This window comes from Streptomyces sp. NPDC058284 (assembly GCF_042881135.1).
Lineage (GTDB): Bacteria > Actinomycetota > Actinomycetes > Streptomycetales > Streptomycetaceae > Streptomyces.
The window spans coordinates 16071-35610 of sequence record NZ_JBHVYE010000029.1 but is presented as its reverse complement, the minus strand read 5'-3'; the positions used below and the strand labels follow the sequence as shown (position 1 = coordinate 35610).

Sequence of the window (19540 nt, the reverse complement as noted above, 5' to 3'; positions counted from 1 at the left end):
ACTGACCCTGATTCCAAGGGAGTACGCGATGCACGCGATGCAGTACGAGATCACTCTGCCCGCCGACCACGACATGGGGACCGTCCGCCACCGTGTCGAGTCCAAGGGACACCTGTTGAACGACTTTCCCGGCCTCGGTTTCAAGGCCTATCTGATGCGCGAACGCGGCAAGAACGGTTCCCCCGTCAATCAGTACGCGCCGTTCTACCTCTGGAACACGGCCCAGGGCATGAACTCCTTCCTCTGGGGCCCCGGCTTCCAGGGACTCGTCGACGATTTCGGGCGCCCTGCGGTGAACCACTGGACGGTCCTCGCGTACGAGGAGGGCGGCGCGGCGGCGAGCGCACCGAGGGCAGCGGTCCGCCGTAGACAGCCGATACCCGAACGCACGCCGCTTCCGGACCTGGCGTCCGAACTCGCCGTACAGGCCGCGCAGTTGGTTCAGACGGACGGCGCCGCGAGCGCCCTGACCGCCGTCGACCCCCGCACCTGGGAGTCCGTGCACTTCTCGCTCTGGGACCATGCGGCGCCCGAGGACCTCGGTGACGTCTTCGAGGTGCTGCATCTCTCCACCCCCGAGCGGGAGCAGCTGCCGCAGGGACGGCACTGGTGAGCGGGGCGGCAGGGTACGCGGTCCGTACCGTTCTCGGGGACATCGATCCGACGGCCCTCGGCGTCTGCGACGCCCACGACCACCTGTTCCTGCGCAGTCCTCAACTGCCGGGCCAGGAACTCGACTCGGCCGCGTCCGCGGCCGACGAGCTGGTCGGGTTCCGTACGGCGGGCGGGCAGAGCGTCGTGCAGTGGACGCCGCACGGAATGGGCCGGCATGCCGGGCGGCTGCCCGGGCTCTCCAGGGCGACCGGCATGCACCTCGTGGCCGCGACCGGGCTGCACCAAGCAGTCCATTACGCACCGGAGTTCATCGACCGGCTCCGTTCGCAGGGCCTCGCGGACCTGTTCGTCCGTGAACTCACCGAGGGCATCGGCGACTCCGGCGTACGGGCCGGGCTGATCAAGGTCGCGGGCGGCTTCCACGGGATCGACGCCCACGCGCGCTGGACGATGACGGCGGCGGCCGAGGCGCACCACGCGACGGGCGCGCCGATCGCCCTGCACCTGGAGCTGGGCACCGGCGCGCCGGACGTACTCGACCTGCTCTGCGGCGAGTTCGACGTGCCGCCGCACCGCGTGATCCTCGGTCACCTCAACCGCTCCCCCGACTTCACCTGCCATCTGCAAGCCGCGGGGGCGGGCGCCTATGTGGCCTTCGACGGCCCCTCGCGGGCCCACCACGCCACGGACTGGCGCATGCCGGACGCGGTGCGCGCCCTCGCGGACGCGGGCTTCGGCGACCGGATCCTTCTGGGAGGTGACACGACGACGGCGGGGGCGCGCTCGGTGAACGGCGGTCCCGGCATGCCCCATCTGCTGCGCAGGGTGCGTCCCCGGCTCCAGATCGCCGTGGGAGAAGAGCTGGTGGAGCAGATCCTGACGGTGAACCCGGGGCGGGCTTTCGGCGTGGCGTGGGCCCAGGCCCCGGCGGTGGCCGGACCCTGATCGCTTCTCACCTCGTCCTGCGACCGGTCCACGGAGCCGTCGGGGCGTAGAGGTGCCAGAGCCGGCCCAGGAAGAACCGGCCGAAGCGGTCGAGTGCCGCCGCGCCGCGTGGCCCTGTCGTGCGGAAGGTCGTCAGCTGGTGGAGGAAGTCGGTGAGAGGGATGCTCAGCCGCCCCGCGCCGAGCACCGCTGCCGACGGTTCCTCGCGGCCCTGGACGTGGCCCTCCAGCAGCCGGAAGGGAAGAACCGTAGTCTCGGGCCACAGACTCAGCGGTGTCCCGCCCTTGAGGTCCTTGCGCCCGGTGAGGGTGCGCGGGCGGTCCTCGGCATCGGTGAAGTGCAGCCGGTACGTCAGCGCCCCGCCCCGGGTCTCGTCCCCCAGGGGGAACATCCGGCAGGATCCGCGCAGTACCGGCCGCCGTCCGCCGAGGGCAGGCGATTCGATCCAGCCGTCGGCCCGGGCCTCGTGGCCGGGCTCGTCCAGGAAGACGTCCAGGTCGTCGACCGTCACCGTCAGGCGCACCGAGAGCCGCTCCCGCACCATGTCACCGCTCTGCTCGGCAGCCCTCGCCGCCCGGGGGTCCGGCGCTCCGGGCGCGAAGAACCCGCGCATCCGTTCCGTGAAGGTGAGGGAGGTGCAATCGCGGTACGCGGGAGCCGTGGGCGGGAGACGCACCGGGCGCCCGGCGGAGCGGTTCTCCAGCAACCGCGTGGACATGCGGTCGGCCAGCGCCGCGATGGTGAGCGACGGATTGGTGCCCACCGGCCCTGGGACGGCCGCGCCGTCCGCCACGTACAGGCCGGGGTGGCCGTACACCTCGCCGTAGGGGTCGCACACGCCGTCGTCGGCGCGGTGGGCCATGGGCGCGCCCCCGACCGGATGGGCGGACACGACGCGCTTGCGCCACCAGAGGGGGGTGTCGACGTACGTGGCCTCCAGTACGTCGGCGACCTGCTTCATGGTCTCGCGCAGCCGCTCGAAGTACGCGGCGCTCGTGGCGGCGCTCCAGTCGGCGTCCAGCCGGCCGTCGCGCAGCCGCAGGACTCCGTCGGGAATGTCCCGGCCCATGCCGAGCAGCGGTACGGAGGTGCTGGAGAGCAGCCCCTCGCCGATCAGCCCGGACAGCGCCGGGGACAGGTGGGGATCAGGGGCGCGCGAGGCGCTCGCGAGGATCCGCCCCAGCGCGAACCGCGTGCCGCGCGAGAGCTGTTGCGGAAGATGGGTGGCTTCCGCGAGCCAGTCGACGAAGCCGGGATATCCGCCGTCCTCGATGTATCCGCCGCGACCGGTCCCGCCGAGGCCGTCGAGTTCGTCGGGCAGCCGCATCGCGGCGGTGATCACCGGTCCCCTGCTGGGCTCCAGCGGACGCGGGTGCCCCTCGCGTCCGGCCCTGATCAGGAGGGCGAGCAGGTCCCCGTTGCTGCTGAACCGGGTGCCGAGGGCCGGGCTCAGACCGGGGAGGTGCTTGCGGGAGCGCAGCAGCAGATGCGAGGTGCCGAAGGTGCCCGCCGCCAGCACCAGCCGGTCGCAGCCGATGGTCCTCGTCGGCGCCTGCCCGCGCGATGTGTGCGGACGGCCCGTACGGCTCGGGTCGTGCCGCACGTAGTCCAGCGCGTAGCCGCCGCGCGGCAGCGGCCGGACGAGCCGCGCCTCGTGGTGGGTGCGCAGGTCGGCGCCGTGGTGCCGGGCAGCGGAGAGGTAGGTGTGGTCGAGGCTGTTCTTCGCACCGTCGTTGCAGCCGAGGTCGCACTCTCCGCACAGCCGGCACGTCTTGCGGCCCGTGCCGTGCAGATTGCCGTACACCGGCTCGGTGACCGGCAGCCCCGGTTCGGGGTCGGCGCCGGGCGCGGGCGCGAAACTGACGGCGAGCGGCGGCAGTTGGAAGTCCAGGCCGAGTACGGTCGCCGCCTCCCGCATCGCGTGGGTCTTGGGTGTGCGCGCGTAGGGGGGCCGGTCCAGGGGGTAGGGCGTGGCGCCGAGCATGCACTCGACCGCGTCGTAGTGCGGGTCCAGGTCGGCGCGGCTCACCGGCCAGGACTCGTACCCGCCGCCGGGCAGCGGCTGCTCGTCGACGAACCAGCGTTCGTCCTTGCGCAGCAGCACGTTGGCGTAGACGAGGGAGCCGCCTCCCAGGCCGCTGGCCACCACGGAGTCGAACCTGCGGAAGCTGCGGACGTCGAAGAGGCCGTACAGGCCGGCTTCCGGGTCCCAGAAGGCGCGCCCCAGCTCGGCGGGGGTACGGGCGAAGGAACCCGGCGGGTAGGGGCGGCCGCGTTCCAGGAGCACCACCGACAGGCCGGCCTCGGCCAGCCGGAAGGCCGTGACGGAGCCGCCGAAGCCGGAGCCGACGACCACGGCGTCGACGTGCTCGTCGGGGATGGGGTGGTCATGATCGGTCATTGTCAGCCCGCCCGTCGTTTCAGAAAGTCGAGCATCACCGGGAACACGTCGCGGTGCGCGTCCTTGCCCAGCAGGGGGTCGATGTAGCCGTAGCCGGGCAGTACGGCCAGTTCGTACAGGTCGGGGGCGTGCCGCGAGAGGACTCGGTGGCAGGCGACGTTGGCGTCCCCGAAGACCTTGTTGTGCGCGCCGGTCAGGAACAGCACCGGTGTGCTCTGCCGCGCGGCGTTCACCAGGTAGTCGTCCGGCAGTCCGGCGTGGCGCCGGTCGCCGGCGTCGTACTTCACGGCGCGCCCGGCCCGGGCCATCTTCCGGATGTGCCGGTAGTAGTGCATCCCGACGGGGCCCAGGAGGTCGGCGATGCGGTCGTGGGTGGCCGGTGCCAGATTGCCGTGGCTGTAGAGGGCGGGCCAGCCGGTGCCCCACATGAAACTCACCAGGTGACAGGCCGGGTTGTCGCACTCCTGGTGGGCCAGCGACACCAGGCGGGACAGCATCCATCCCCGGCTGAATCGCGCGGCCTCGGCCATCCGCGGGTCGATGGCGGCAAGCCCCAGTCCTTGCTCGAGCACGCGCGGGGCGTACTCGAGCTTCCAGCGCGACCACTTCGGCACCCGCATGATCAGCCCCACGCTCTGGGAGATCAGGCTGGTGACACCGGAAACGGCACCGCCGAACAGGCTCATCATGAACGAGGTCGAGCCCATGCAGTGCGCGATGACATGGACCCGCCGCCGCCCCACATGCCGGCGCAGTTCCGCGAGCGCGGCCGGGTGGTCGTAGTGGGCGACGTCGTCAAGGGTGTACTGGGTGGACTCGGTGTTGTACGGGAAGCGGTTGCTCATCCGCAGGTCGAGGGTCCATACGTCCCCGAACCCGTGGTCGAGGAGGTAGCGGGTCAGGTTGTAGTGCTCGGGCATGATGAACATGTCGCTCGACCCGGTCAGCCCGTGCACCAGCAGGACCACGTCATCGCACTCCTGCCGCCTGAACCGGGCCAGCTCCAGCCTCAGGCCGTCCTCTGTCGTGACCGGGTACGACGTAACCTCGGCGTCCGCCACGCCCTGGTGTGTGTATCGCGGAATGCTGCGTTCCATCCGAACTCCGATGGGTCGGCCTCCACGCGGGAGGCGGGACACGGGTGAGCCGACGCGGGGCGGTTGCGGCCGGTGGCTTGTGAGGACGAGTTCACCGGCGTACGCGTTGTTCAGCACCCCGCCGACGTGCCGCTGAACAAAAGCGTGTCGCGTTCGCGGCGGGCGCGGATTGGCTTGTCGGCGGCTTCCGTCCACCGGCCGTGCCATGTTGGGTGAACGCGTTGATCAACGGGGAGGTCGTCGTGGGGCGTCGTGAGAAACCGGTGGATCCGGGTGAGGGTCCGGTGGCGCGATTCGCCTACGCGTTGCGGAAGTTGCGTCAGGAGGCGGGGGCACCGACCTACCGGGCAATGGCGCGGCAGGCAGGCTACTCCCTGACCACACTGGCCACGGCTGCTTCAGGAGAGAAGCTGCCGTCCCTGCCGGTCGTGTTGGCGTATGTGGAGGCCTGTGGCGGGGACGCGACGGAATGGGAAGGGCGGTGGCGAGAGACCAAGCGGGAGGAGGACGCGCAGGAGTCCGGTCCGCCAAAGGAGTCGGCGACCGCGCCCTACCGCGGGATGCTGCGCTTCGAGGCCGCCGACAGCGACGTGTTCTTCGGCCGTGCCCGGCTGACCGACGACCTGGTCCAGCTGGTCGGGGCCCACCGTGTGACGGCCGTGTTCGGGCCCTCGGGCAGCGGCAAGTCCTCGCTGCTGCGTGCCGGGCTGATTCCCCGCCTGCGGGACGGCCGTGACGGGCTGCCGCGCCCGGCGGCGATACGCATCCTCACTCCCGGCGCCCGCCCGTTGCGGGACAAGCCGCGGGAGAATCTGTTCGTACCGGCCGAGGGCTCCGGGGAGACCTGGCTGATCGTGGACCAGTTCGAGGAGCTGTTCACCCTCCATCCCGATCCGCAGGAGCAGAAGGCCTTCATCACCTCGCTGTTGTCCGCCCGCGACGCCGACAGCCGGCTCCGGGTCGTGCTGGGGGTGCGGGCCGATTTCTACGGCCGCTGCCTGGAACACGAGGGTCTGGCCGCCGTCGTCCGGCAGGCGAGCCTGCCCGTCGGACCCATGACGGACGGCGAGTTGCGCGAGGTGATCGTCAAACCCGCCGCCGCGGCGGGGCTGATCGTCGAGCGGGTCCTGACCGACCGTCTCATCGCCGAGGTGCGCGAGGAACCGGGCGGCCTGCCGCTCCTCTCCCACGCCCTGCTGGAGACGTGGCGGCGCCGCCGCGGACGCACCCTGACCCTGGACGCCTACGAGGCCGTCGGCGGAATTCACGGCTCCATCTCCCGGACGGCCGAGGACCTGTACACCCGGCTCACCGAACCCCAGACTGATGCGGCCCGCCGTATCCTGCTGCGCCTGATCACCCCGGGCGACGGCGTCCCCGACACCCGCCGCCCCGTCGACCGGGCCGAGCTGGACACCACGGGGCCCGCCCACCGCGACACAGAAGCCGCGTTGGCCGCGCTGGCCCGCGCCCGGCTGATCACCCTGGACGAGACCTCCATCGACCTCGCCCACGAGGCACTGATCACCGCATGGCCCCGGCTGCACCACTGGATAGAGGACTCCCGCGCGCGACTGCGCCGCCACCGCCGCCTCACCCAGGCGGCACGCCACTGGCACGACCGCGGACGTGACAGCGGATCCCTGCTGAGAGGCACCGAGCTCGCCGAAGCCGAGGAGGCCTTCCGCGCCTCCGAGCATCAGGGCGACCTGACGGCATTGGAACGCGAATTCCTCCGGGCGGGGGCCGTGGCCAGGACCCGCGGACGGCGTCGTCGGCACAGCGTGATCGCCGCCGTCTCCCTCCTCGTGGTCCTCGCCCTGGTGGCGGGTGCCGTCGCCTGGCAGCAAAGCCGGACCAGCGATCAACGGCGTCGCGAGGCGGTGTCCAGGCGGCTGGCCGCCGTGGCCGAGAGCATGCGCTTTTCCGACCCGGTCACGGCGATGCGGCTGAGCACGGCGGCCTGGTCGCTGAGCGAGACGACCGAGACCCGCGCGGCACTGCTGGGCGCCCTGTCCCAACGGGAGCAGGAGGCCTACAAGGTTCCTGATGCGGGGCCGATGGCCGTGGCACATTTGAGCGCCGATGGCCGCACTGTCGTCACGGCGGGCGAGAACACCGCACGAGCATGGGATGCCGTCGGCCACCGGCCGGTCGGCCCGGCCCTTCGACTTCGCAGCGAGTCCACGGACGCCGTCAGTCCCGATGGACGCACCCTGGTGCAGGGTTCAGGCAACCGGATGCGGCTGTGGGACCTGCAAACGGGGAAACCGCTCGGCGCCCCCTTCGGAGAGTTCGGCGCTGGCCACACGTACACGTTCGGGCCTAGCGGCCGCACTGTGCTCGGGGAGGACGATGCAGGTGGGGACATCACACTCTGGGATGTGAAACGCCGACGGCTGCTCTTTGAGCAGCACGGCGTATCTCAGTGGGCCGTGAGCCCTGACGACCGTCTCCTGGCACTGTGCACGGGTGGAAAGGATCCCATTCAGGTCTGGAACATATCCGAACACCGCCAGTTGTCCCGGCCCTGGGCCGGCTCCCCCGGGCCGGGCCGGTGCGGTGAGAAGGCCCTTGAGTTCACCCCGGACAGCCGCGGACTGATGGCCGAATCCCCGGATGAGCTGCGACTGTGGGACCTGGACACACGCCAGGAGCGGACCCGTATCCGGTACAAGGGGCTGGAGGAGACGGTGTTCAGCCCGGACGGGGAGTTCATCGCTGCCAGTGACGGCCACGAGATTCTGCTGTGGCGAACGGCGGGGCCCAAGACTCCGGTCTTCCGTACGCCGCTGAACAACGAGGTCGCCAGCGAGCTGAGATTCGATGTCAAGTCCGGAGCGATCCGCTACCTCAGCGAAGTGGGCAGCACCGATGTCTTCGTGCGCACCCTGTCCTACGGCGCCGCGTTGACCGACAGCTGGAACAAACAACCTGCGACCCAAGGGGGATTCAGCCGGAGCGGCCGGGTGGTGGCACTGGAGCGACGCATCGGGGACACGTCACGGTTCGAGGTGCGCCGCACCGCGGACGGAAAGCGGATTTCCCTCGCCCCCGGCCTGCGCTGCAACACAGAGTCTCGCCTCACCGACGACATGTGCTACACCGCGCTCGCGCTCAGCCCGGACGGCCAGACCCTCGCCTATGGCAAGACCGTGATCAACACCGATGGCAGACCCAAGCACGGCCCCATCACACTGTGGAAGGTACGCGAGAACGCGAAAGCCCGCTCGCTCACCAGGCCCACTTCCTCCGGTCTTGAGGGCGCTGCGATGGCCGGCCTCGCTTTCACCCCGGACGGCCGGTCCCTGCTGGTCCCCCGATGGGATGTAAGCCCCATGGAGATCTGGGACATATCACGTGGCGCACGGAGGAAACAGGGCCTCGCCCACCCGCTACCCCCCAAATCCAAGAACCCAGGGGGCGGTGGCTGGAGTGCAGGGACATGGGCAGGATTTTCAGGCCGGTCCCCCCTCGCCGTGCGCCCCGATGGGCGGCGAGTTGCCATCCTGGGCCAGACCATCGCCCTTCCCTCCGGCCAGGCCACCACCAATAGGCTCCCAGCAAGCACTGCCCTGGCGTTCAGCCCGGACGGCAAGCACCTCGCGGCCGGTGCGGAGAACGGATGGGTCGCGTTCTGGGACGGCAAGGGCGAGCAGGCCCTTGGGACGCTTGCCGGGACGTACAACTCTGCCCGCCCCGGCACCGCGGGCATCGAAGCGGTGACCGCGCTGGCCTACTCACCTGACGGCAAGACCCTGGCCGTCGCGGGCGATCACGGCTCGCTGCAGTTGTGGGACGCCGCCTCCCGTCGGCCCCTGGGCGCCCCGCTGCCGACACCGGGTGATGCTGTCATCGCGCTGAACTTCTCCACGGACGGCCGCACGCTGCACTACGCAGGCGAGCACAGCGCGCCGGGCTCCCTTCCCGTGGATCCCAAACGCCTCACCGCGTCCATCTGCCGACGAGCGAATGGCGGGCTGTCCCGCGCGGAGTGGCGCAGGTACATCCCCGAAGTGCCCTACCGGAAGGTGTGCTGACCGACTCCTTCGCGCTGCCTCGCCGCACGATGCTCGTGCCCGCCGCCCCGGGGGCCGCGCCGGACCCGGGACGGCGCGACAAGCTCAGCCGCAGCCCGCGATCTCCGGGTGGTCTCCCGTGGCTCCGTCGATCAGCTCCCGCACGATGTCCATGTGCCCCGCGTGCCTGGCCGTCTCCTCCAGCATGTGAATGAGCACCCACCGCATCGTCACCCGGCGTCCGTCCCACGCCGTGCCGACGTCGTCGAGCCCGGTCCCGGCGATCGCACGGTCGGCCGCGGCGCGCGCACGGCCGTAGAACGCGGTGATCCGCTCGGCCGTCTCGTCGTCGGCCGCCGCCATGTCCTCCGTTTCCGGGTCGAACCACAGCGGCTCGGTCCCGAGCCCGAACGTCTCGCAGAACCAGCCGTACTCCACGGCCGCCAGATGCTTCACCAGACCCAGCAGACTCGTCCCCGAGGGCGTCATCGGCCGCCGCATCTGCTCCTCGGTCAGCCCTTCCAGCTTCCACAGGACCACGTCCCGGTGCCGGTCGAGGGCGACGTGCAGGCTCTCCTTCTCGCCTCCTCGGTGAGGGACGTGCCGGGTCGTCGTGCCCGTCGTGTTCGCCGTGCTGGTCTCCGCGTCGTCCATTTCCGCGCCTTCCCGTCGCCGTCACGCCCGTGTCCCGCGGAACGTAGCAGCCGTCATCGACAGCACCGGGTCAACATATTGCACTGATCGTTCCAGAACGCTACGGTACCGATATGGCCCGGCCGCGGAGTTTCGACGAGGAGCGGGCCCTGGACGCGGCGATGCGCGCCTTCTGGGTGAACGGCTACGAGGCCACTTCGACCCAGGACCTGTGTGAAGCCACCGGCCTGGGCCGCAGCAGCATCTACAACACGTTCACCAGCAAGCACGACCTTTTCCGACGCGCCCTCGCGCGGTACATGGACACGATGAACGCGGCCCAGCTCGACATCCTGGAGGACGTCGAGCGGCCGGCCACGGACCGCGTGCGCGGGCTGCTCGACCGGATCATCGACGGGGAGTTCGAGCAGCGCGAGAACGGCCACAGCGTCGGCTGTCTCACCGTCAATACGACCGTCGAGCTCGCCGGGCGCGACCCCGAGGCCGCCGGCATGCTGGAGCGCGACCTCGCCACGCGGCTCGCCGCCCTGCGCGCCACGATCCGCTCCGGTCAGCGCGCCGGCGACATCACGACCGAGCGGGACGCGGACACGCTCGCCCGTTACGTCAACGCCGTCATCGGCGGCATGCGGGTCTCCGCGCAGGCCGGCGCCGACCGGACCGCGCTGGAGGGCATCGCCGAGACCGCCCTTGATGCTTTGACGGCTCGATAGCGGACCCGGCCGACCCGGCTGACCCGACCAGCCCGGCCGCCCCGGGGCACCTCACCCACCCGCCAAGCGCTCTCCGCCCCTCCCCCGGCGCCCCTTCGCGCCCTTTTTCTGTACTGATCTATCCAAAACCTGCCGACAGGAGTACTCCGCCATGCCCCGCGCCGTATACGTACTGGCCCTCGGCATCTTCGCCATGGTGACCAGTGAATTCGTGGTCGCAGGACTGATGCCGCAGATGGCCGACGGGCTCGACGCCACGATCCCGGAGATCGGGTACCTCATCACCGCCTTCGCCGCGGCGATGGCACTCGGCGGCCCCTTCCTCACCGTCGCCGTACTGAGGATGCGTCAGAAGTCCGCGCTCATGCTGCTTTTCGGGATCTTCCTCACCGGCAACGTCCTCGCCGCCCTCGCACCCGACTACCGCACCATGCTGGTGGCCCGCGTGCTCACCGGCATCGCGTCGCAGGCCTTCTTCGGCGTCTCCATCTCCCTCGCCTCCCGCATCACCCGGCCCGAAGTGCGCGGCCGTGCCGTCGCGGTGGCCCTGAACGGACTGATGCTCGGCACGTTGCTCGGGCTCCCGTTCGCCACGGTCGTCGGTGAACACCTGGGTTGGCGCGCCGCGTTCTGGGCGATCACCGTACTGACCGCGCTGGCCGCCGCCGCCACGTTCGTCGGCGTACCGAGCGCCGAGGGTGAGAGCGAGGAGAGCGGTGGCCTGCGGCAGGAGCTCGGCGCCTTCCGCAACCCCCGACTGTGGCTCACCCTCACCACCAGCACCTTCGTGATCGGCGCGACCTTCTCCGCCTTCAGCTACCTCAACCCGATCCTCACCGAGCTCACCGGCTTCTCCACCGGGACGGTGCCGCTGCTCCTCGTCGCGTACGGCGCCGCCACCGTCATCGGCAACACCGTCGTCGGCCGCTTCGCCGACCGTCGTACCGTTCCCGTCCTGGTGATCGGTCTCGCGCTCAACCTGACCTTCCTCACCGGTTTCGCGCTCTTCGCCGAACTGACCGCCCCCGCACTCGTGTTCATGCTCGGCATCGGCCTGGTCGGCGTCACCATGAACCCGGCCCTGGTGACCCGCGTCCAGCGCGTCGGCAACGCGCGGCCGCTGGTGAACACCGTCCACTCGTCCTTCATCACCCTCGGCATCATCATCGCCACGTCCGTCGGCGGCCCCGCCATCGACGCCTTCGGGCTGCGGGCACCGCTGTGGATCGGCGCCGGTCTGGCCGCGCTCGGCCTCGTCTCCCTGATACCCGACCTGCTGCGCCGCCGGGCCGCGGCCACGGCGGCCGGACAGGCCGTACCCACCGTGACCACCGAGACCACGCGCAAGAGTGCGGACGACGTGCGTCAGCCCGCGTAGAACCTGAGGTGCGCCACAGGCCGGGCCGCCGAGCCGGCGTGGCCGCCCCTAGCCCAACGCCCCCAGGGGGTCGTCGAGCACCGGCTGCCACGCCAGCTCGGCGGCCCCCACCAGGCTGTTGTGGTCCAGCGTGCACGCCAGGATCGGCACGCCACCGCTGCGCCCCCACAAACTCCGGTCGGCGACGACGGCCCGCAGCCGCTCCGGGTCCGCCTCCAGGAGCGCGCGGTGCAGTCCGCCCAGGATGATCCGGTCGGGGTTGAGGATGTTCACGAGCCCCGCGAGTCCCAGGCCGAGCCGGTCGATCAGGGCCTCGGCCGCGGAACGTACGGACGGGTCGCCGTACGCGTCGCGGAGCAGCTCGCGGGCCTGCACCAGCAACCCCTCCGGGCCCGGCTCGCGGCCCGCCTCCGTGAGGAAGGCGAGGGGGTCCGTCTCGACGTCCAGACAGCCCCGGCTGCCGCAGTAGCAGGGGCGGCCCTCGGAGTTGACGGTGAGGTGGCCCACCTCCAGGGCGAGGCCCGAACTCCCGGTGTGCAGGCGGCCGTCGAGGACGAGGGCGCCGCCGACGCCCCGGTGGCCGGTCGCCACGCACAGCAGATCCCGCGCGCCGCGACCCGCGCCGTGCCGGTGCTCGGCCAGCGCCGCGAGGTTCACGTCGTTGCCCGCGAAGGCCGGTCCCGCGATGCCCGCGTCACGTACGCAGTCGGCGAAGATCTGGCGGACCTGCGCCCCCGCGGCCCACGCCACATGCAGCGGGTTGAGGGCGGTGCCCTCCGGTTCGGCCACGGCGGACGGGACGGCGAGCCCCGCGCCCACGCACCGCCTGCCGGTCTCCCGCAGAAGCTGCGCGCCCGCCTCGACGACCGCCCCGATGACCTGCGCGGGGTCGGCGCCGACGGTCTCGCAGCCCGGCGTGGTGGCCACGATGCGGCCACCGAGCCCGACCAGTGCCGCCCGGAAACCGTCGGCGTGCACCTGCGCGGCCAGCGCCACCGGCCCCTCCGCCGCGACCGAGAGCCGGTGCGAGGGCCTGCCCTGCGAGCCCGCGGCGGCGCTGGGCCTCGCGTCGATCCGGATCAGGCCGAGCGCCTCCAGCTCGGCGGCGACGGCGCCCGCCGTGGCACGGGTGACGCCAAGCTCGGCGGTGAGCACGGCACGGGTGGGAGCGCGCCCGGTGTGGACCAGTTCGAGCGCGGGACCGAGCGCGCCGCGCCCTCGCTCCAGGCGGGTGCGCGTGGTCACTTCCCCCTCGGCACGGGGATCAGCCTTGCCGTTCATGAGGGCGAGTCTCCCATGATCCGTACACGGCCCGGCCGTTCCGCCGTCATCCGCCCGTTCCTCTCCGTAACCGTTCGGTGTCGTCCTTCGGAATCGCCCTGTGCGCCGTCCTTAATCGCCTTGAACGCCACCCGCACCCGCCCCTACCCTGACTTTGTGCCGCTACTAAACAAACTAGGGACCGCAGCGTCGCGGCCCATCGACCATGACCTCCGCCGCCTGCGCATCGCACTGACCGTCTTCTTCGCCCTCGACGGCTTCGTCTTCGCCGGCTGGGTCGTCCGCATCCCCGCCATCAAGCAGCAGACCGGGGCGTCGGCGGGCGAACTGGGGCTCGCGCTGCTCGCCGTCTCCGCCGGGGCCGTGGTCACCATGACACTCACCGGGCACCTCTGCCGGCGCTACGGCAGCATCCCGATGACCGTGGCCTGCGGGGTGGCGCTGCCGCTCAGCGTCGCACTGCCGCCGCTGACGGGCTCGGTCCTCGTGCTCGGCCTCGTGCTGCTGTTCTTCGGGGCCGCGTACGGCGGGATCAGCGTCGCGATGAACAGCGCGGCCGTGGATCTCGTACGCGCGTTGCAGCGCCCGGTGATGCCCAGTTTCCACGCCGCGTTCAGCCTCGGCGGCATGCTCGGCTCCGGCCTCGGCGGCCTCGTCGCGGGACACCTCTCCCCCACCCGCCACCTGCTCGGCATCACCGTCGTCGGCCTGGCGATCACCGCGGCGGCGGCGCCCGCCCTGCTGCGGTACGGGACGCCGGACCGCCTACGGAAGGCCGACGATGCCCCTGCCCGTGACCAGGCCGCCGCCCCGGTGGAACCGGCCGGTGGTGCACGACGGATGGACCGCCGCACGCGCGGGCTCGTGATGGTCTTCGGGTTCATCGCACTGTGCACGGCGTACGGCGAGGGCGCCATCGCGGACTGGGGCCCCCTCCACCTGGAGGACGACCTGCACGCGCACCCGGGCGTCGCCGCCGCGGGCTACGCCTGCTTCGCCTTCGCCATGACCATCGGCAGACTCTCCGGCACCGCGCTCCTCGAACGGCTCGGCAGGACCCGCACGGTGGTCGCCGGCGGCGCGACGGCGTGCGCCGGAATGCTGCTCGGCGCGCTCGCCCCTTCGACCGGACTCGCCCTCGCGGGGTTCGCCGTCACCGGGCTCGGGCTGGCCAACATCTTCCCGGTGGCGGTCGAACGGGCGGGCGCCCTCGCCGGTCCCGGCGGGGTCGCCGCCGCGTCGACGCTGGGCTACGGCGGCATGCTGATCGGGCCGCCGCTGATCGGCTTCATGGCGGACTGGTACTCGCTGCCCACGGCGCTCACGAGCGTCGCACTGCTCGCCGCCGTCGCGTCGGTCATCGGCTTCGCGACACGTCATACGGAGCGTACGGAACGGACCGAACGGATGGAACGGGCGAAGGCCCCGGAAACCGCGCGGGCCGCGGAACGCGGGGAACGTACGACGCCTACGGAAACGGTCTGACATCAACCGGAGGCTCCGGTTCGAGCCCGCTCCATCCGACACACTTCGCCCTATGGATATTTCCGAGCACATCCAAGTGGTGGACAGGGAAGGCCAGTTGCTGGCCAAGGCCGCCGCCGAGGCGGGGCCCGACACCAAGGTTCCCACCTGCCCCGACTGGCAGGTGCGGGACCTGCTGCAGCACACGGGGATGGTCCACCGCTGGGCCGCGGCCTTCGTCGCCGAACGGCGCACGTCGTACCGGCTCGGCGGTGAACTCCCCGACCTCGACGGCGAGGCGCTCGTCGAGTGGTTCCGCGAGGGGCACGCCGCGCTCGTCGCGACGCTCACCGCTGCGCCGCCCGACGTCGAGTGCTGGGCGTTCCTGCCCGCCGCTTCCCCCCTGGCCTTCTGGGCCCGGCGGCAGGCGAACGAGACGACCATCCACCGGGTGGACGCCGAGTCCGCGCGCGGCGGCACACCGTCACCGATCGGCGCCGAGTTCGCCGTGAACGGCATCGAGGAGTTGCTGCTCGGCTTCCACGCGCGGCAGAAGAGCCGGGTCCGCAGCGCGGAACCGCGCGTACTGCGGGTGCGGGCCACGGACGCGCCGGACGAGCGGACATGGACCGTACGCCTCTCCGAGGGACCACCGGTCACCGAGCGCGGCGCGACGGCGCCCGCGGACTGCGAGGTGTCGGGGCCGGCGGCCCGCCTCTATCTGGCGCTGTGGAACCGGCTGCCGTTCCCGGAGGTCACGGGCGACCGCTCGCTGGCGGCGCTGTGGCGGGAGAGGTCCGCGATCGTCATGGGCTGATGGCACCGGCCCGCGGATCGGTCGCGGGGCGCGCCGCCGCTCAGCTCATGGAGCCGTCGAGCATCCGCTTCAGGACCGCCCGCTGCAGGGGCCGCACCTCGGCGTGGAGGGCGCGTCCCTTGCCGGTGAGGGAGACGCGCACGCCGCGACGGTCCTCGCTGCACATTCCGCGCTCGACGAGGCCGTCCTTCTCCAGACGCCCGATGAGGCGGGAGAGCGCGCTCTGGCTCAGGTGGACCTGCGCGGAGATCTCCTGCACCCGGAACGAACAGCCGCCGTCGTCCGACGACCCTTCGGCCAGTACGTCGAGGACCTCGAAGTCACTCGCCCCGAGGCCGTGCGGGTGGAGCTCACGGTCGAGTTCGCACAGTGTGCGCGCATGCACCGCGAGAATGTCGCGCCATTGGTCCACGAGCCCCTGCTCGGCTGTTTTCGCCGCCATGGCATCGCACGGTAGCAGAATCGCGCGGGTTTGTTGCACCGGCATTAAATGCACATGCAATTACATGCGTCCCAGCTCCTGCGCGCACCTGCGCAGTCAGCCCAGCCAGCCCGGCCGGACCAGGCCCGACTCATAGGCAAGGACGACGAGTTGGGCGCGGTCGCGGGCGCCCAGCTTCACCATGGCCCTGCTCACGTGCGTCTTGACGCACCCAGGCTTGGACTGACGAGGATACCGGGCCTTCGGCCAGCTCAGCGCGGGTACTACTCGTGGCGTAGTACGGCGGCACGGGGACGCCCACGGGGGCGGGCTACAGGCCACGCCGCCGCGCCGTGTCAGCGCTTGCGGACGAGCCGCCGCGTGATCTCGTCAGGGTCCGCGTTCGGCCCCCAGGTCTGGAACGTCCGGCCGTTCGCGAGGTTCACGACCCACCACCCGTCAGGCTCCGCGTAGAACGTCCCCAGGGGCCGACCGTTGCCCTTCGCGTAGACGAGAAAGATCCCGTCCGGCTCGCGCCACAGCAGTACGTCAGCCACAGCCCTACGCGCTCCGTCGCTCGCGGACGGGCGGCCCCTCGGGCAGCTCGGCCACCTCCGAGCGGTGCTCGCGAAGCGGCTCGCGGAAGTCCACGAACTCATCCATCCCCACCGTCAGCAGTTCGGCCGCATGGACCGTCAGCGGCAGGTGTCCGGGCTCCTCCCACGAGATCCGCACGCGGGGCGTCCCGGTGACGCCGTGAGTGTCGGTCGTGTGGGCCACGGTCAGCCACTCGCCCTCGTGCTGGACGCGGTGTCCGGGCAGCAGCCGAAGCGCTCGAAGACTGTTCACGAACTTCCCTGCCTTCTCGGTCACTTCGCGTCCTTCTCGTCCTCACGGACCACGAACGCATCCGACCCCCGGAGCCGCCGGAACGCGCGGTGACCGGACCGGCCCGCGTGCTCCAGACACGCCACGTCCACGGGGGCCGCGTCGGGCTCCGGGCCCGTGCTCCAGCCGCACGCCTTGCACGTCGCGGAGTAGGCGGCGGGTACGTCCGGGTGCTCGGTGATTCGGTGGGTCACGAACCGCAGCACGCCCCGCACGCTCACCGCGTCCCCTCCTCGCGGCGGCGGTGTTGCGGGCACGTGCACTTTGGCCAGCGGGCCGACACGTCGGGTAGCCCGTCGGCCGGGTCCGGCTTCACCTCCACCACGTCGTGCGGCTCGGTGCGCGTCCCGTCAGGCTTGATCTCGTACACCGCGATTCTCAGCACGGCCCGCCCCCGTCCGTCGTCCGGACGTGATCGGCGTCGCGGGTGGACACGGTCCGGAGACTTTCGGGCGGCGCGTCCCACGGCTCGCCGCCGTCCTCGGGGACGACGTGGACGAGCCCCTTCGCGATGTGCTCGACCTTGCCGATGCTGGACGTACGCAGGTCCACCACCCGGGAGCCGGTAGGCGGGTACAGGTCGGGGTTGTCGTCAGTCTCCTCGTCGGGGACCGTGGGCTTCGGCAGGCCCGCGAGGATCGCAGCCGTCAGCGCCTCGGCCGTCTCGATGTTGCAGCGCGCGAGATCCACCAGGATCGGCCCGCTCTCGAAACTCGTCGTATCAAGTCGCAACGAGGGGAGCTTGATTCCCGCGCGAGCGAGCGCGGCTTGAAGTCCGCCTAGCGCGGCCTCGCCCCGCTTGAGTCGCTGCGCGGGACTCTCCTTCGCCCGCCCGGTCGTCCTAGTCGCTCGCGTCGTCATTCGACGACCGTAAGCGGGAGGTGACCCTACGTTAGGGCCGAACTGTCCCCGTGCCTCGCCTGTCCCCCTACGCGGCGGCCAGTACCCCTACCTCGTCGGCGAGTTGCTGCGCGTCGGAGCGGAGCGGCCCCCGACTGTCCTTCGCGAGGTCGTACGCGAGCCCGCGCGCCGAAGGGGTGTAGCGGACCGTCTCCGGCGACGCCTCTTGCGCCCGCTTCAGCCAGTGCACCGCGCCCGCGAGGTCCTTCCGTTGGCGCTGCGCGCGGGCCAGCTCCACGAGCACGCGGGAGCGGCGTTCCACGCTCGGCATGGCGGCCAGGTCGATGGACTCGGCGCGCGTCATCGCGAGCCCCGGAGTCCGGAGGTCCACGCCGACACTCACGCCGTGGAAGTCGGTGTTCGCCCGCCCGAACACGGTCCACGAGTGGACGTACCCGTTGGGCAGCCGGTCGGCGGTGCGGTCGGCCTCGTCCCAGTGCCGCCACGCGTCGCCCTCGCGGCCCTCACGGGCGCACGTCACGGCCGCGTGAAGGTGCAGAGCCCCGAACATGCCCCGGAGGTCGTCGGAGCCGTCTTCGAGCCTCGGCCGGAGCGCGTCGGCGGCCTCGGCCACGACCTGTACGGCCTCCTCGGCGTACCCGTTCTCGCGGAGCCCGTTCCCGAACGTCCAGGCGGCTCCGGCGAGGCTCAGCGGGTTGTCTGCGTCCTGCGCGGCGGTACGACCCCGGTCCGCGATGATCCAGTACAGCTCGGCCTCGACGCTGTACGCGGTCACCTGCTGCGCCAGGTGGTAGACCTCGGCGAGAGCCGCGTACGCCTCGCGCCTTGCCGGGCCTTCTAGTTGGTGGGGGAGAACCTGGGCGTCGCGGATGAGCGCGGGCAGCAGCGCGCTTACCTCGGTGCGCTGGAAGCGGGACGCGTGCCACAGGGTCCACGCCTCAGCGACGCGGCCCTTCAGCACGTCCACAGACGTACCGAGCACCTGCGGCCCGGACTGGAACAACGAGCCCCGCACGGCGTCACGTACGCCGCTCGCGGCCGTAAGCATCAGCTTCCCGCCAGGAGCCACAGGGCGGGGCGACGGGTCGCCCGTCAGAACCGACAGGTCCGAGAGCTTGAGCGCGCTCGCGAGACGGACGAGTAGCCCATGGTTGTGGAGTTGCCGCTTCCCGGTCTCAATCTTCTTCAGCCAGTCCGGCCCACGGCCACAGAGCCCCGCGAGTACAGGGCGGCTCATACCTGCCCGCTCGCGGTGGTACTTGATCCGCTCGCCGGTCGTTGCGTCCTCGGGAAGTGCGTCCGTCATGGGGTAGCTCCCTGGTGTCAAGCCCTTGTGGCCAGCGTACGGCGCGAAGCCGTCCAGCGGCAGGGGATCACGGGCCAGGCCCCGGAAAACAGAACAAGGCCCCGGAGCCAACCACGTCCAACGTGGTCCGACTCCGGGGCCTTGCTCCCGAGAGGGTCACATGACGACGTCACCCCCAGTGCATCGCCACGCGCTGCGTTCTGCGCCCGCTCGTTCGCGGTCAGCCGTGCCGTGCTCGTGCGGCTCGCAGAGCCTTCGTGTGCGGGTCCAGGTGTCCGCGCTCGGCCGTCGTCACCTTGGCCAACTCCTTGGCCTCGGTGGGAAGTTTGAGGGCCCGCGTCAGCGCTCCGTAGGTCGTCCCGTGTGCGCGGATCTCGGCGAACAGCGGGTTCGCGACCGGTTGTCCCTTCGAGCCCGGCACGGTCGCGGGAGCGTCGGCCGCCGCGTCCTCCAGGGCGGCCAGCTCGTCCAGCGTGTCCGCTGCGCGGCGGAGCGTCGCCCACTCGCCAGCCCCGGACACGTTCTTGTCCACGAAGGTTCCGACCACGCGCCACCCGTTGCGGTCGCAGTGGTCTTGGCACTCTCGTACCTGCGCCTCGGCCGACACAGAAGCCTGGTCGGCATGGCTTACGCGGACGTAGATGATGACGGACTTCACGGGTGGTGCTCCTAGGTCTGTT

Annotated in this window: 18 protein-coding genes and 1 pseudogene; 7 read left to right on the top strand and 12 right to left on the bottom strand. The window is 71.3% G+C overall.

The window, feature by feature from the left end:
- The first annotated feature begins 28 nt into the window (after window positions 1-28).
- Together ACFVYR_RS30915 and ACFVYR_RS30910 are read left to right on the top strand one after the other, a co-directional pair.
- On the top strand, window positions 29-613 hold the full coding sequence (locus ACFVYR_RS30915; RefSeq protein WP_384259039.1) for a DUF4865 family protein: 585 nt from the start codon (window positions 29-31) through the stop codon (window positions 611-613).
- Window positions 610-1560, top strand: coding sequence for a phosphotriesterase (locus ACFVYR_RS30910; RefSeq protein ID WP_384259041.1), 951 nt, complete (start codon window positions 610-612; stop codon window positions 1558-1560). The genes ACFVYR_RS30915 and ACFVYR_RS30910 overlap by 4 nt, the downstream gene beginning before the upstream one ends.
- 7 nt (window positions 1561-1567) lie before the next feature.
- Here ACFVYR_RS30910 and ACFVYR_RS30905 read toward each other — a convergent pair whose 3' ends face one another.
- Together ACFVYR_RS30905 and ACFVYR_RS30900 are read right to left on the bottom strand one after the other, a co-directional pair.
- The gene (locus tag ACFVYR_RS30905) at window positions 1568-3961 is read right to left on the bottom strand and encodes a GMC oxidoreductase (RefSeq protein ID WP_384259043.1); all 2394 of its coding nucleotides are present in this window, start codon (window positions 3959-3961) and stop codon (window positions 1568-1570) included.
- Between the two features lie 2 nt (window positions 3962-3963).
- Entirely contained in the window at window positions 3964-5022 is a 1059-nt protein-coding gene (locus tag ACFVYR_RS30900; RefSeq protein WP_384259045.1) for an alpha/beta fold hydrolase, read from the bottom strand.
- 386 nt (window positions 5023-5408) lie between these two features.
- On the opposite strand from ACFVYR_RS30900, the gene ACFVYR_RS30895 reads away from it, so the two are divergent.
- Window positions 5409-9098 carry a hypothetical protein gene (locus ACFVYR_RS30895; protein WP_384259048.1) on the top strand — a complete coding sequence of 1230 codons (3690 nt, stop codon included), beginning with the start codon at window positions 5409-5411 and terminating at the stop codon, window positions 9096-9098.
- A gap of 84 nt (window positions 9099-9182) precedes the next feature.
- Here the strand turns inward: ACFVYR_RS30895 and ACFVYR_RS30890 are convergent, their stop codons facing one another.
- The gene (locus ACFVYR_RS30890; RefSeq protein ID WP_384259050.1) at window positions 9183-9731 is read right to left on the bottom strand and encodes a DinB family protein; all 549 of its coding nucleotides are present in this window, start codon (window positions 9729-9731) and stop codon (window positions 9183-9185) included.
- 113 nt (window positions 9732-9844) lie between these two features.
- Between ACFVYR_RS30890 and ACFVYR_RS30885 the strand changes: the two genes are divergently transcribed.
- Both ACFVYR_RS30885 and ACFVYR_RS30880 read left to right on the top strand, forming a co-directional pair.
- Window positions 9845-10444, top strand: a complete 600-nt coding sequence (locus tag ACFVYR_RS30885; protein ID WP_384259052.1) for a TetR/AcrR family transcriptional regulator — start codon at window positions 9845-9847, stop codon at window positions 10442-10444.
- A gap of 151 nt (window positions 10445-10595) precedes the next feature.
- Window positions 10596-11822 carry an MFS transporter gene (locus tag ACFVYR_RS30880; protein WP_384259054.1) on the top strand — a complete coding sequence of 409 codons (1227 nt, stop codon included), beginning with the start codon at window positions 10596-10598 and terminating at the stop codon, window positions 11820-11822.
- 48 nt (window positions 11823-11870) lie between these two features.
- Here ACFVYR_RS30880 and ACFVYR_RS30875 read toward each other — a convergent pair whose 3' ends face one another.
- The gene (locus tag ACFVYR_RS30875; RefSeq protein WP_384263101.1) at window positions 11871-13103 is read right to left on the bottom strand and encodes an ROK family protein; all 1233 of its coding nucleotides are present in this window, start codon (window positions 13101-13103) and stop codon (window positions 11871-11873) included.
- 156 nt (window positions 13104-13259) lie between these two features.
- On the opposite strand from ACFVYR_RS30875, the gene ACFVYR_RS30870 reads away from it, so the two are divergent.
- Both ACFVYR_RS30870 and ACFVYR_RS30865 read left to right on the top strand, forming a co-directional pair.
- A complete protein-coding gene (locus tag ACFVYR_RS30870; protein ID WP_384263103.1) occupies window positions 13260-14588 on the top strand; it encodes an MFS transporter in 1329 nt (442 codons plus the stop codon).
- Window positions 14589-14640: 52 nt separating this feature from the next.
- Entirely contained in the window at window positions 14641-15384 is a 744-nt protein-coding gene (locus tag ACFVYR_RS30865) for a maleylpyruvate isomerase family mycothiol-dependent enzyme (protein ID WP_384263105.1), read from the top strand.
- 40 nt (window positions 15385-15424) lie between these two features.
- On the opposite strand, the gene ACFVYR_RS30860 is transcribed toward ACFVYR_RS30865, so the two are convergent.
- The 8 genes and pseudogenes from ACFVYR_RS30860 to ACFVYR_RS30825 form a co-directional block, all read right to left on the bottom strand.
- Window positions 15425-15826 (bottom strand): MarR family winged helix-turn-helix transcriptional regulator, encoded by a 402-nt coding sequence (locus ACFVYR_RS30860; RefSeq protein ID WP_384263108.1) that lies wholly within the window; start codon window positions 15824-15826, stop codon window positions 15425-15427.
- Between the two features lie 96 nt (window positions 15827-15922).
- Window positions 15923-16042, bottom strand: a pseudogene (locus ACFVYR_RS30855) (DNA-binding response regulator); the annotation flags it as partial.
- Window positions 16043-16161: 119 nt separating this feature from the next.
- Window positions 16162-16362 carry a hypothetical protein gene (locus ACFVYR_RS30850; RefSeq protein WP_384263112.1) on the bottom strand — a complete coding sequence of 67 codons (201 nt, stop codon included), beginning with the start codon at window positions 16360-16362 and terminating at the stop codon, window positions 16162-16164.
- Window positions 16363-16366: 4 nt separating this feature from the next.
- Window positions 16367-16678, bottom strand: coding sequence for a hypothetical protein (locus ACFVYR_RS30845; protein WP_384263114.1), 312 nt, complete (start codon window positions 16676-16678; stop codon window positions 16367-16369).
- Window positions 16675-16914 carry a hypothetical protein gene (locus ACFVYR_RS30840; protein ID WP_384263117.1) on the bottom strand — a complete coding sequence of 80 codons (240 nt, stop codon included), beginning with the start codon at window positions 16912-16914 and terminating at the stop codon, window positions 16675-16677. Before ACFVYR_RS30840 ends, ACFVYR_RS30845 begins: the two co-directional genes overlap by 4 nt.
- A 157-nt stretch (window positions 16915-17071) precedes the next feature.
- On the bottom strand, window positions 17072-17425 hold the full coding sequence (locus ACFVYR_RS30835) for a hypothetical protein (RefSeq protein ID WP_384263120.1): 354 nt from the start codon (window positions 17423-17425) through the stop codon (window positions 17072-17074).
- A 196-nt stretch (window positions 17426-17621) separates the two neighbouring features.
- Window positions 17622-18860, bottom strand: coding sequence for a multiprotein-bridging factor 1 family protein (locus ACFVYR_RS30830; protein WP_384263122.1), 1239 nt, complete (start codon window positions 18858-18860; stop codon window positions 17622-17624).
- A 220-nt stretch (window positions 18861-19080) separates the two neighbouring features.
- Complete coding sequence (locus tag ACFVYR_RS30825) at window positions 19081-19518, bottom strand: recombinase family protein (protein ID WP_384263125.1); 438 nt, start codon at window positions 19516-19518, stop codon at window positions 19081-19083.
- Window positions 19519-19540 lie beyond the last annotated feature (22 nt).